This is a genomic window from Marinomonas aquimarina (assembly GCF_900089755.1).
In the GTDB taxonomy this organism is placed as follows: domain Bacteria; phylum Pseudomonadota; class Gammaproteobacteria; order Pseudomonadales; family Marinomonadaceae; genus Marinomonas; species Marinomonas aquimarina.
The window spans coordinates 66,681-79,198 of sequence record NZ_FLOC01000013.1; the positions used below are offsets into that span (position 1 = coordinate 66,681).

At 49.4% G+C, this 12,518-nt stretch carries 9 protein-coding genes; 4 read left to right on the top strand and 5 right to left on the bottom strand.

Going from position 1 to position 12,518, the window contains the following annotated elements; all coding sequences use genetic code 11:
• Positions 1-151: 151 nt before the first annotated feature.
• Entirely contained in the window at positions 152-1,204 is a 1,053-nt protein-coding gene (locus MAQ5080_RS11645) for a peptidase M42 (protein WP_067210393.1), read from the bottom strand.
• 337 nt (positions 1,205-1,541) lie between these two features.
• On the opposite strand from MAQ5080_RS11645, the gene MAQ5080_RS11650 reads away from it, so the two are divergent.
• Together MAQ5080_RS11650 and MAQ5080_RS11655 are read left to right on the top strand one after the other, a co-directional pair.
• A complete protein-coding gene (locus tag MAQ5080_RS11650; protein WP_067210396.1) occupies positions 1,542-2,912 on the top strand; it encodes a DUF4856 domain-containing protein in 1,371 nt (456 codons plus the stop codon).
• 31 nt (positions 2,913-2,943) lie between these two features.
• A complete protein-coding gene (locus MAQ5080_RS11655; RefSeq protein ID WP_067210399.1) occupies positions 2,944-3,930 on the top strand; it encodes a sterol desaturase family protein in 987 nt (328 codons plus the stop codon).
• A gap of 57 nt (positions 3,931-3,987) precedes the next feature.
• Here MAQ5080_RS11655 and MAQ5080_RS11660 read toward each other — a convergent pair whose 3' ends face one another.
• On the bottom strand, positions 3,988-5,490 hold the full coding sequence (locus tag MAQ5080_RS11660) for an alanine/glycine:cation symporter family protein (protein ID WP_067210401.1): 1,503 nt from the start codon (positions 5,488-5,490) through the stop codon (positions 3,988-3,990).
• 413 nt (positions 5,491-5,903) lie between these two features.
• On the opposite strand from MAQ5080_RS11660, the gene MAQ5080_RS11665 reads away from it, so the two are divergent.
• Both MAQ5080_RS11665 and MAQ5080_RS11670 read left to right on the top strand, forming a co-directional pair.
• Positions 5,904-6,692, top strand: coding sequence for a DODA-type extradiol aromatic ring-opening family dioxygenase (locus tag MAQ5080_RS11665; RefSeq protein ID WP_067210404.1), 789 nt, complete (start codon positions 5,904-5,906; stop codon positions 6,690-6,692).
• Between the two features lie 207 nt (positions 6,693-6,899).
• Complete coding sequence (locus MAQ5080_RS11670) at positions 6,900-9,377, top strand: glycogen/starch/alpha-glucan phosphorylase (protein WP_067210406.1); 2,478 nt, start codon at positions 6,900-6,902, stop codon at positions 9,375-9,377.
• An 18-nt stretch (positions 9,378-9,395) separates the two neighbouring features.
• Here MAQ5080_RS11670 and MAQ5080_RS11675 read toward each other — a convergent pair whose 3' ends face one another.
• The 3 genes from MAQ5080_RS11675 to MAQ5080_RS11685 all read right to left on the bottom strand — a co-directional run bounded on the left by MAQ5080_RS11675 (position 9,396) and on the right by MAQ5080_RS11685 (position 12,432).
• Entirely contained in the window at positions 9,396-10,142 is a 747-nt protein-coding gene (locus tag MAQ5080_RS11675) for a substrate-binding periplasmic protein (RefSeq protein WP_067210409.1), read from the bottom strand.
• A 223-nt stretch (positions 10,143-10,365) separates the two neighbouring features.
• Positions 10,366-11,376 carry an alcohol dehydrogenase AdhP gene (gene adhP / locus MAQ5080_RS11680; RefSeq protein WP_067210411.1) on the bottom strand — a complete coding sequence of 337 codons (1,011 nt, stop codon included), beginning with the start codon at positions 11,374-11,376 and terminating at the stop codon, positions 10,366-10,368.
• A 216-nt stretch (positions 11,377-11,592) separates the two neighbouring features.
• A complete protein-coding gene (locus tag MAQ5080_RS11685; protein ID WP_067210414.1) occupies positions 11,593-12,432 on the bottom strand; it encodes a 2OG-Fe(II) oxygenase family protein in 840 nt (279 codons plus the stop codon).
• Between the last annotated feature and the right edge of the window lie 86 nt (positions 12,433-12,518).

The following is a 12,518-nucleotide window of genomic DNA, read 5'->3' on the forward strand; positions in this document are numbered from 1 at the left end:
GCAAAACTGACATTGATGCCCATCTTTACACAATCTCAAGTCGGCAACTGATTAGAATGCTTAAGGAAACTCGGTTTCAATTACACGACTTTTGCACGACTCTTGTTTCAGCATAGGCGAAAAAAGAGTCATTGCATAAAATGTGCAGGCTTTATCGTAAATTGGCGATGGCTTGCAGCATCGTCAGAAAGGCGTTGATTGAGGCGACGGACGCGGATTCGTGCATGGTATGGTAACCCGTGGTTGGAATCTGTAGCGTGGTGCCATCTACTAACCCGTTCGAGGCGGCGATGATACGACCCAGCTCAGTACTGCCCAATGAGCTAGGAGCCTGACCTGCCGCCAGCAGTTTTTCGTTTTCCGCTTCCACGTAACGATTTTTGTATAAATAGCTAAAACCAATCTCTTCGCAGAATTGTTGCAGCAATGCCGTGCTGTCTGCGTTAAAGGAGGCGTTGGCATCTTTTTCACGCAACACCAACAGCTGCTGATTGGCGCTTTCGATGTCTGGGAAAGGACTGGTATCGACCACAAACAAGCGGTTTGTCGTACCACCGAAACGACGGAACCATTCCAATAGATAACGCCAGCTCTTACCGGCTTCTTCTTGCGCGGTAAAGAACGCGGTACCCTTAAAGCCTAAGCTAAATAGATGTACCAATGACGCGGCTGTGAGCACGTTATCAAGTTGACCTTCTAAGCGCTCTCCGTTCTTCGATAAGGTGTCTTCAAAAGCGACGGGGGTGCCCGCCACCACACCTTCTAACCCTTCCACTTCAAAGATTAAGTTATTACGAAACTCACAAATGTAGCCATTACGGATCATGCCTTTGCCACGATACACCCCAGACCAAGGCTCGTAAGCATAGACGCCTTCTTGGTTGAAACGCTCGGTGACCTTAGTCATCAGTTGTTCCGAGACCGAATTATTCAATAGATCGGTGCGGTTTGCTGAGACAAAGGCCGCATATTGGAATTCATTAGGCCCGGTACACACTAATCCATGGCGGTCAATGTGTGCCGAAAACATGGTGCTAAAAGGATCGCTTCCTTGTGCGACTAAAACCCCTTCGTACCAGGTCACGTTCGCGCCGCGTTCTTCCAACTCACGTTGTAGAACTCGGAAAAAGGAGTGCTCAGCACCCACCACAGATGGGGCGCGAATGAGGCGTTTGAGTAGATCGATAAACTCTTCGTTTAACATGCAGAGAGACCCTCAAGAATGCTGCATTAGAAGAATCCGATCATAGGTTTTTTTACTGATAAGAGAAGAAAATTGTGCGAGGTTTTCAGAACAATTCAATGCAATAATGTGGCTGATGATGACGTTATGGGTATAAGGGCTTGTTAGGGCGCGTATCCCTAAGGTTGCCATGAAAAATCTGTCTGTGAGCCAATGGTGCGATTTGCGTCAACCCTTCGGCTTTTTTTGCAACACATGATATTGATAATGGTTCTTATAATTGTTACTGTCTTTCAAATTAGCTAAATCTAATATAATTGATAAAGTCAACTATCTTTAATTTGAGGGGGATATAACAATGAAAAAAAGCCTACTTGCGATGCTTATCGCTGCAGGTGCGATGCAGGCAGGAGCCACATCTTACGAATTTGATGTGACCTTAAAAGGCTATCAAGGTGACGCTACGTCATCGGTATCTTACTCTGGTCAGATTGCGCGTCATGCGTTGCACAACTCTTTGAAGAAAGTTGTCAGCCAAGGCGATGAAGCGGTAATGCTGCAATACCTATCTGGTACAGAAGACGGCCGTAAACTGTTAGACCCAGCAAGCAAGGATGGCTTTGCAATCAAGCAGTCTAGTATTGATGAACTGTCGAAAGGCAAAAACTTAGTGTCGAGTGCTTACGATGGTGTCATCACCGGTTGGCCAGGCAACCCAACGGGCCAAGAACTGCTAGAGCAATTGGTTGCGCAAGCGGCACAAAGCAACCAAGGTTACGACCCTGTAAACGGCTACGATTACATCCAGTTGGTATCGAAATTTGCCATGGGTGCGGTGTTCTACAACAAAGCGGTGAATCACTACCTAGAAGAGAAGCTTGAAGCGGATCAGCATCCTAACAATGAAGCGTACAAAGCCGGTGTACCTTACACAGGCAAAGAGCACGTATGGGATGAAGCCTTCGGTTACTTTGGTGCGCCTGCGCACGGTTTGGAACTAACGCCTGAAGAAGTGGTGCAAATCACTAAGCAAAACCCAGAGTACTTCGCTAAAGCAGATGCCAATGGCGATGGTGTGGTGGATCTGAAGTCTGAAATGGCGTATGCCCACGCTTATTACGCGGCGAGCATTGATGCGAGTGCAGGCACTAACTATTTCCATACTATCATGCAGGCGTTCGTGGATGGCCGCCAATTGATTAGCGATGCCAAAGGTGAGCGCTTAACGGATGCACAGCGTAGCGAGCTAAAAGCTTACGCAGCGACCATCGCCACAGCTTGGCAACAAGTGATTGCCGAAGCGGCCTTTAAGTACGCTGGCAGTGTCTACTCCGATCTTGAGAAAATCGCAGCCGTAGAAGAAGCGCACGGTGATGTGAGCAAATCCTTCCGTAACTACGTGAAGCATTGGGGCGAATTGAAAGGCTTTGCCCTAGCGTTGGAAGCCGCAGGTCGTGACTTGGGCAATGCACAAGCCGGTCTTGACCGTCTTATCGGTTTCAGCCCAGTACTATTTGGTGACATGCAAGTCGTGGCGCAAGATGGTCAAGGTGGTTTCGTACAAGCGTCTAGTGGCAGCATGCAAGAGTACAAGCTGAACATGATCAAGGTACAAAACCTACTGGCGCAAAGCTTTGACTTAAAAGCTAAGTTGAAAGACAAAACTGGCGGTATGAGCGATGTGCTTAAGCAGATCGATGCTGCGGGTCAGAGCGCTGAAAATGACTAACGACCGGATCTAACAGGGTAGATGGCGCATCATGCTGGAAACCTTTGTTGTCTGGTTAGCAGACGAGCTGGCCGCGGCCAGCTCGTCTTTAGTCGATAGCAGTAAACGGGTATCACTGTGGTATCTGCTGTCGGCGGTCTTGTTTGCTTGGCTCGTGCTTTCCTTGCGCTATGGCGCGTTGGGCTGGGCGCGACTCAAGCCTTACCTCTCTTGGCGGGTCTGGTGGCACCGTTCCGCACGCACTGATTACCAGTTATGGCTCGCTAACCGTCTATTATTAGGCGTATTGATTCCAAAAACCTTCACCCAAGCCGTGTGGGTCAGTTGGCTCTATTTCTATTGGCAGCAGCAGGGCTTTGGCGACCTGCAATTAGGTTGGTCTGACGCCACCGTGGTGGTGTTATTCTCCCTGTGTTACTTCTTGGTGGATGACTTTTCTCGCTTCTTAGTGCATTGGGCGATGCATAAAACGCCTTGGTTGTGGGCGTTTCATCAGGTACACCACGGCGCCAAGGTACTGACGCCTTTTACCGTGTTTCGCACACACCCTATCGAAGGCCTGCTGTTCTTCCTACGTTCTATGGCCAGTCAAAGTCTAGTGATTAGTATTTTCCTAGTGGCGTTTCCAAATCAGGTCAGTCTCTGGCAAGTCTTTGGAGTCTTGATAACTACCTTTGTCTTTAATGTTTTAGGGGCTAACCTAAGACATTCAGGTGTTGCGTTGAGTTATGGATCCAAACTGGAAAAGTGGTTGATTTCGCCGGCGCAACATCAGGTGCATCATTCCGTGGCGCGACAACACTATGACCGCAATTTTGGTGTGACCCTAGCACTTTGGGACAGGCTTTTTGGTAGCTGGCATCCAGGCAATGACGATCAAACGCTTCGCTACGGCACCGGTCAAGCTATTGATGAGATGGGTATGTTAGGGCAATGGCTAGAGCCATTTAGGAGTCTGTTTCAAACGCTGCAAAGGCGTACTAAACAACGGCTTAAATTGAGGCTAAGAGGCAAATAAAAAGACCATTTGGGGGAGCCCAAATGGTCTTTTTTATAATGGATCAAAGCGCTCGGCTTATTTCTGCTGTTGCTTTTCTTCTAAGCGTTTTTCCCAGAAGTCCGCTCCTTCAATGCCTAATGCTTTCGGATCGAAGGTGTACTCTTCAACCCCCGCGGCTTTTTGGTCTTCGTAGTCTTTTAGCGCTTTCATGGTCGGGCGCGCCATAAAGAAGATCACGATGATACCGACGATGTTTAACCATGCCATCAAGCCCACACCCACGTCACCTAGATTCCAGATGTAGCCTGCTGTGTTGACGGTACCGTAAGCGACCATAAACATGATCAGCAGTTTTACAAAAGTAAGCGGCACATGCAGTTTTAGGGCACGGCGTAGGTAAGCAACGTTGGTTTCAGCAATGTAGTAGTACGCCAAAATCGTGGTAAAGGCGAAGAAGAACAAAGCAATGCCGACGAACGCTGAGCCAAAGTTACCAAAGATGCTCTGTAGGGCCATCTGCGTAAAGGCTGGCGAAGCAATGATCACATCAGCCGGTATGTTTTGCACGATAAATTGACCGTCAGGCAAAGCGCCTTGGACGTTGTATTGCTGCGTAATCAAGATCATCAGCGCGGTAGCGGTACACACAAACAGAGTGTCCACGTATACAGAGAAAGCTTGTACTAGACCCTGTTGTGCAGGGTGCTGCACTTCGGCTGCGGCCGCCGCGTGAGGGCCTGTACCCTGACCGGCTTCGTTGGAGTAAACACCACGTTTTACACCCCAGCCGATCGCTGCCCCAAAGCCTGCTTGCGCGGTAAAGGCATCAGACACAATCATCGCAAAAATGCCGGGTACTTGATCCAAGTTTAGGAAGACCACGATCAAGGCCATGATGATGTAGCCCATGGCCATGAATGGCACGATGATCTGAGTAAAGTTGGCAATACGCTTGATACCGCCGAAAATGATGAAGGCCAATACTACTAGGATGACTGCCAATGCCACTATTTTCGTGGTGCCAACTTCACCAAAGGTGGTTTGAATCAAGTCACCAGGGCCGAATACCTGAGCCACCGCATTGCCCACTGAGTTGGCCTGAATGCCCGGTAAGAAGACACCGCAGGCAATGATCGAAGCAAGCGCAAACAACACGCCCAGCCACTTCATACGCAGGCCTCTTTCAAAGTAGTAAGCAGGGCCACCACGGTACTGGCCGTTGTCATTGATTTTGTAGATTTGACCCAGTGTGGATTCGGCGTAAGCGGTGCTGGCACCTAGAAAGGCAACGACCCACATCCAGAATACGGCGCCGGGACCACCAAAGCCGATGGCTGCGGCAACGCCGGCGATATTACCGGTACCAACACGACCTGAAAGAGATACCGCTAAGGCTTGGAACGAAGAGATGCCTTTTTCAGATGGCGTTGAGTTAAACAGCAGCGACCACATCTCTTTGAAGTGTCGCACTTGCGCGAAGCGCGTCAAAATGGAGTAGAACAAACCGGCGCCAAGGCACAAGTAGATGAGAGCAGGACTCCAGATGATTCCGTTGAGGAAATCAATGAATGCTTGCATAGCAGTTCTCCTGTGATAATCGCTCTTTGAGCGTTTCTAATTGTTAGATGCTGGTTGTCGCCAGCTCAATAGGAAAATTTTAGTTTATGGCCGTCACAAAGGTGACATTGTGTAAACTTATAGATGCATTTAGCACAAGTTGTGTAAATGAAAGGGTCGAATCTAACATGCTGCCTACCCTTTGAACATTTGACTATTTGGTACGCTGTGTTGCTAGTTGACGCTATATGGGTGACAAATAGTGCTCTAGGTGAGAGCTGGGAGAGATGCGGTGAAAGCCTTGTGTGTGGGAATATTATTTCATTTAAGTAAATAAAAAGTTGCTTTTTAGGTTATTTATTATCAACGGAGCTAGGTCTAATATTTCTCCATCCGCTATTTAGCGCACCACGAATTTGTTCTAGGAGTCCCATATGTCTAACGTCGCTTTTGTTTCTCACGGTGGTGGTCCAATGCCGGTATTGGGGGATCCTAGCCACGCGCAATTGGTATCCACATTGCGAGATCTCACCCAGCAATTGCCAGCGCAGCCGTCTGTGATCGTGATGATCAGTGCTCACTGGGAAACGACGGATTTTGAAATCACTGCTGGCGCCAATCCAGATTTGATCTATGACTACTATGGGTTCCCTGATGAATCCTACCAGCTGCAATATCCAGCCCCTGGTGCGCCGCAACTGGCGCGTGATATCGCGGCAAAAATGGCGGCGGCGGGCAGCCACGTTCGTTTGAATGAAGCTCGTGGTTTTGACCACGGCATGTTTATCCCGCTGATGCTGATGTACCCAGAAGCCAACATTCCTGTGCTGCAGATTTCCTTGGCCAGCTCTTTGAACCCAGTACAGCATTGGCAGTTTGGTGAGCAACTGGCCAAGGTGTTACCAGAGGATGCCTTGGTGATTGGTTCAGGTTTTAGTTTTCACAACATGCGTACTTTCTTTGCCCCGAAAACGGCACAAATTAACCATGATGTGCATGCCTTTCAGACGTGGTTGGACGACACCGTCACGGCAGCGGATGTGAGCTTAGACGATGCCAAAGCGCGTTGGGCCAAATGGGCCAGCGTGGAAGGTGGCCGTTTCTGTCACCCACGTGAAGAACACTTGATTCCTCTGATCGTGTGTCATGCGGTTGCGCAGAAGCAAGGGGCTTCGATTCCGTTCACGGCACTGGACGTGGAAGCACGCCACTTTATTTGGTAAGCGTTTCTGAACAAGGTTCCCTCCTTGATGATTGGGCCGACTCTATGGAGTCGGCTTTTTTTTTGCATAGCTTTTTTTGCATAGAGAAGTGAAGTAGGTAACACTCCCGTGGGTGTGCCCATGCCGCCAGTGAGGCGTCGCAATGGCGTTGCAACATAGCGCCCATACAATGCACTCATCACCTTTCCAATTTAGAGGACGATAGCAATGCCGACCCCATCAGAACAGCTATCCACGGCCAAGATGGCTTCCTGCCTTGAACTGAAACAGGGCATCTTGTACCACATGCGCTACACCTTGGCACTGCGTGCCGAGCAAGCCAGTCACCGTGATTGGTGGTTATGTTTGTCTCTGGCCGTACGTGATCGCATTATCGATGATATGGTGTTGACGCAAACCCGCCATAACGAAGATAACGTACGTCGTCTGTATTACCTATCAATGGAGTACTTGATGGGGCGTATGCTGGTGAATAACGTCCACAACGTGCGGGTGTTTGAGGAAGCACAGCAGGCCATCAGTGAACTGGGCCTCTCGTGGCATGAGGTCTGTGATGAAGAAATGGACATGGGACTTGGCAATGGTGGGTTAGGGCGATTAGCGGCGTGCTTCCTCGATTCCTTAGCCACCTTAGACCTGCCGGCAGTAGGTTATGGCATCTACTATGAGTTTGGTCTGTTTAAGCAAGATTTTCATCATGGCAAGCAAGTTGAGCACCCGGATACTTGGATCAACTATGGCACCCCATGGGAGTTGATTCGTCCAGAGTACGCACAAACCATTCAGTTTTATGGTCGTGTGGAGGCGTCTTACGACAGCTTTGGTAACTATCACCCACGTTGGGTGGATACCAAAAACGTGCTCGGTATTCCCCATGATATTCCGGTCGCGGGCTACGACACCAAAACCGTGAACTTCCTACGCTTGTGGTCTTCCCGTTCCACCGAAGACTTTGATCTGGATGAGTTTAATAAGGGTGACTACGTGGAAGCGGTGCGCTCTAAAGCCATCGGCGAAACCATTTCTAAGGTGCTGTATCCCAACGATAAAAACGAAAATGGTAAAGAGCTGCGCTTGGTGCAACAGTACTTCTTTGTCGCCTGTTCACTGGCGGATATTATGCGTCGCTTCGAACGTAACAATGGCTCGGATTGGGATCAGTTACCGGAAAAAGCCGCCATCCAATTAAACGATACGCACCCTGCCATTGCGGTGGTGGAGTTGATGCGCATCTTGGTCGATGACAAACGCCTGCATTGGGACCACGCTTGGTCCTTGGTAACGCGTATTTTTGCCTACACCAACCACACCTTGCTACCAGAGGCATTAGAAACCTGGAGCGTAGGGCTGTTTGAAAAAGTCTTACCGCGTCACCTGCAGCTGATCTATGAGATCAACTATCGCTTTATGGAGCAGGTCGAACAGCGTTGGCCGGGCCGTGATGATATCAAAACGGAGCTTTCCATCATTCAAGAGGGCCAGCACAAGATGGTGCGCATGGCGCATCTGGCCGTGGTTGGTAGCCATAAGGTCAATGGTGTTGCGGCGCTGCATTCGGAGTTATTGAAAACCGACCTGTTTGCCCGCTTCCATGAATTCTACCCAGACAAGCTGACCAACAAAACCAATGGCATTACCCCACGCCGCTGGTTGCTTAACTGCAACCTTGGCCTAGGCCAGTTGTTTGAACAATATGGCATTGAAAAGGACTGGCCCAAGAACCTCGAACGGTTACGTAAATTGGAAGAATTTGCGGAGGATGAGGACTTTCAGTTGGCGTTTATGGCGATTAAGCACCAGAACAAACAGCGTTTGGCGGACGTGATTCAGGCGGAGTGCGGTGTCGAAGTCGATCCAAATGCCATGTTTGATGTGCAAATCAAACGTCTGCACGAATACAAGCGTCAGCATCTGAGTCTGTTGAATATTTTAACCCTGTACCATCGTCTATTGAACGACCCAGATCTCGACATTGTGCCGCGCGTGTTTATTTTTGGCGCGAAGGCGGCGCCTGGGTATGCCTTGGCGAAAACCATTATCCATGCCATCAATGCGGTGGCGGATGTGATCAACAACGATCAACGTATTCGCGGCAAGTTAAAGGTAGTGTTTTTGCCCAACTACCGTGTCTCACTAGCAGCTAAGATCATTCCAGCGGCGGATTTGTCGGAGCAGATCTCCACGGCCGGTAAGGAGGCATCCGGTACGGGCAATATGAAGTTGGCGCTGAATGGAGCCTTGACCATTGGTACCTTGGATGGCGCTAATGTGGAGATCAAGGAAGAGGTGGGCGATGACAACATCTTTATCTTTGGTTTACAGGTAGACGATGTGCAAGCGCTGGATCGTCATGGCTATAACCCTTATGACTACTATCATGGGGATGAAGAGCTGAAAAACGCGCTAGATTGGCTCTGTTCGGGCTACTTTTGTCCCCATGAGCCGCATGCCTTTGATGACATTCGCACGACCTTATTGGAACATGGCGACCGCTTTAAAGTGCTGGCCGATTATCGTGCTTATATTGATTGTCAGGAGCGGGTATCAGAAGCCTACCGTGATCAATCCCGTTGGGCAAAGATGGCGATTTTAAATACTGCACGGATGGCGAAGTTTTCATCGGATCGTACCATTCAAGAGTACGCCGATGAAATCTGGCATTTACCCGCCTGTCCGATCGCCTAATCACTGGGCGATTGAGGGCTACAAATACTCGTTACGGATGGTTTGGTAAACACCATTACGTTTGATGGCTTGTAGCCCTTTATTGAACTCTTGCATTAGGCTGCGTGCTTCAGGATGTTGTTTGCTAAAGCAAACATGCAGCGGTACCAGTGGTTCGGAAACGATGCTGGTGACTTTGAGTTGTTTGTGAATGCCCTGTTGACGTGCTTGATACATGGCCGGGTAGTCGGAGACATAGAACAGATCACTGTCACCATTGACCACGGCAGTTAAGCCTTCACTCAATGAGCTCATTTGTTGATGGGGGATTTTGCGTTCCTGCAGTTGTTGCTCCATATCCCAGCCCTTGACGGCAACGACGCGGTAATCGGCTAAGTCGTAGACACTTTCGATATTGTAAGTATCTAAATCGGTGCGACTGATGACCGCGCGACTGGTGGTGCCGAGCTCATCACTGAACAGCATAAAGGACACTCGCTCGGGACGACGTGAGCAAGAGACAGTGCCTAGGGTGTGGCCAGTTTGCATGCCTTGCATAATGTCTTGCCATGGGCGAGCAACAAACTGGGCGTCTATGTTTCTTTGTGCAAAAGCTTCCCGCACGATACGGATGTCCATGCCAGAGACAGTATTGTCTGCCGTTGAGGTGATGATGTAAGGCGGATAGTTTATCACCGGGAAGGTGACCGATTGGCCCCAAGCGCTTACGTGACAACCAAATAGAACGGACAACAGCAAAGATTTTTGCACTCGCTGAGAAAACACAGAACCCCCTTTAATTAAGTCGTCCTAGTGTGTTGCGGGCAGGAAAAATGCAAACAATGTTCAAGGACGCGGTAAGATAACACAGACTGTGGATTAAGTGACAGCAAAACTGGCGTTTTTCTGACCTAAAAATGCAACATGACCCTATGAGTTGAGGTCATAAAAAAGCGAAGCCGACAGTGCCGGTTTCGCTTTTCAGTATCCGCTCACTCTGTTGCGGCGCTTAGATCGACATGACGATACGCCCTGTGATCTCGCCTTTTTCCATATCGCGGAAAATATCGTTGATATCGTCGAGTTTTTTCTCAGTGATGATGGCTTTGACTTTACCGCGTGCGGCGAACTCTAAGCACTCTTCTAGGTCTTTACGGGTACCTACGATGGAGCCCACGACGCTGACACCATTAAGAACAGTGTCAAAGATAGGCAGTGGCATGTCTTCCGGTGGTAGACCCACCAAGACACATTTACCGCCACGACGCACCACATCGTAACTTTGACGGAAGCCGGCTTTGCTGACGGCGGTACAGACACTGCCGTGTACGCCACCGGTGGCTGCCTTGATGTCTTCCACCACGTTATCGGTCATAAAATCAAAGAAGTATTCGGCACCCAGAGACGTTGCTAGTTCGCGTTTGGCATCGCCAGTGTCCACGGCGACAACGCGTAGGCCCATGGCTACTGCATATTGCACCGCTAGGTGCCCGAGGCCACCGACACCAAACACTGCCACCCATTGACCTGGCTTAGCGTCTGACACTTTGAGAGCTTTATAAGTGGTGACGCCGGCACAAAACAGGGGCGCTGCATCGACGTAGTCTAGGCCTTCAGGCACCTTAATCACGTAGTCTGCATGAGCCGCACAATATTCCGCATAGCCACCTGCCACTGAATAGCCCGCATTCTGCTGTGACATACACAAGCTTTCTTGGCCTGCAAGACAATATTCGCAATGACCGCAAGCACTGTATAGCCAAGGAATGCCGACACGGTCACCTAGGTTAAGGTGTGTGACAGCACTGCCTAGTTCGACAATTTCACCGACTCCTTCGTGCCCAGGAATGAGGGGCAAGGTTGGTTTCACCGGCCAGTCACCGTGACACGCGTGTAAGTCTGTATGACAGACGCCACAGGCATGAATTTTGACTAAAATTTGGTGTGGTTCGATAGTGGGCTTTTGAACATCTTCAATCTTTAGAATTGAGCCGAACGTATTGGCAACAGCTGCTTTCATAACATACTCCCTTAATTATTATTAAACAGTGTCAGGCAAAGGCCTGCACACTGCTGTTAATAACGTTAGCGTAATCGGCTTGAAAGACTTGTTTCCCAGTCCAAACTTGTTGCCTCTGCGTCCAAATCTGCACACTCAGGCCGTGCTGGTCGGGTTTTTAGCGGATGTTGGACCCTAACGAGATGCACTCAGGCACCTCGTTAGGATCATTGGCTTTTAAAGGACACCTAATTCCACTAAGCGCTCATGTAAGTAAGAGCCAGCGGTGTGACGTTCGGATAATTTGACGTCAGGACGCGGATGCAAAAATAGCGGCAGTGAAATACGAGCTTTGGTTTTATCGGTGCCTTCTGGGTTGATCACCCGGTGGGAGGTTGAGGGAAAATAGCCTGCAGACGCTTCTTGTAGCATATCGCCAATATTGACGATCAAATTACCGAAGTCACAGGGGACGTCCATCCAATGGCCATCTTTTAGCTTCACCTGTAAGCCAGGCTCGTTCGCAGCGGGCAAAATGGTGATTAGGTTAATGTCTTCGTGAGCCCCTGCGCGAATCGCGCCAAGTTCTTCGTCACCTTTTAAGGGTGGGTAGTGCAGCACGCGCAGTAGGGTTTGATCACTGTTCTCGATCATGCTCGATAGCGGTTGTGAATAGTGACCAGCGATGTCGGCAGGCGTGTACTGCTCAATCCAGCCTAATAGCTCTTCTGCCAGCTGGTTGGCTTCTTGATAATACTGCGCCAGTTCCGCTTTATACTCAGTTGGGCACTGCCCCCAAGGGTAATAGTGAAAGTATTCCTTAATATCTTTCTGAGTATGGCCTTTCGCCGTTTCGGATACCTCGGCTGGAAAGTAGCCGTCCTGAGTGCCGACGTTGTAGCGATAGTTATGCTTGTCTGCGCTGTTAAAGAAGGTGTGCCAGTGCTGATAAATGTCTGTTACCAACTGCTGGCGGATAGGGTGGTTCTTCAATACGCCAAAGCCGGTTTCGCGCAACGATTTCACGAAGTCTTGGGCGGCATTTGGGCTATGGTAATCAACGGCTTCTAAAGTCATGGGAGCTTCCTGTAAACAAATCCGAGCTTGGCTTGAGCATAGCTTAGCCAACTAAAAATTAAATTGACGGAGATGAAGGAATACCT

Excerpts from the sequence above, each read along its gene's own strand:
- MAQ5080_RS11645 (WP_067210393.1), bottom strand. The coding sequence starts at position 1,204 with ATGTTAAACGAAGAGTTTATCGATCTACTCAAACGCCTCATTCGCGCC.
- MAQ5080_RS11650 (WP_067210396.1), top strand. The coding sequence starts at position 1,542 with ATGAAAAAAAGCCTACTTGCGATGCTTATCGCTGCAGGTGCGATGCAG.
- MAQ5080_RS11655 (WP_067210399.1), top strand. The coding sequence starts at position 2,944 with ATGCTGGAAACCTTTGTTGTCTGGTTAGCAGACGAGCTGGCCGCGGCC.
- MAQ5080_RS11660 (WP_067210401.1), bottom strand. The coding sequence starts at position 5,490 with ATGCAAGCATTCATTGATTTCCTCAACGGAATCATCTGGAGTCCTGCT.
- MAQ5080_RS11665 (WP_067210404.1), top strand. The coding sequence starts at position 5,904 with ATGTCTAACGTCGCTTTTGTTTCTCACGGTGGTGGTCCAATGCCGGTA.
- MAQ5080_RS11670 (WP_067210406.1), top strand. The coding sequence starts at position 6,900 with ATGCCGACCCCATCAGAACAGCTATCCACGGCCAAGATGGCTTCCTGC.
- adhP (WP_067210411.1), bottom strand. The coding sequence starts at position 11,376 with ATGAAAGCAGCTGTTGCCAATACGTTCGGCTCAATTCTAAAGATTGAA.
- MAQ5080_RS11685 (WP_067210414.1), bottom strand. The coding sequence starts at position 12,432 with ATGACTTTAGAAGCCGTTGATTACCATAGCCCAAATGCCGCCCAAGAC.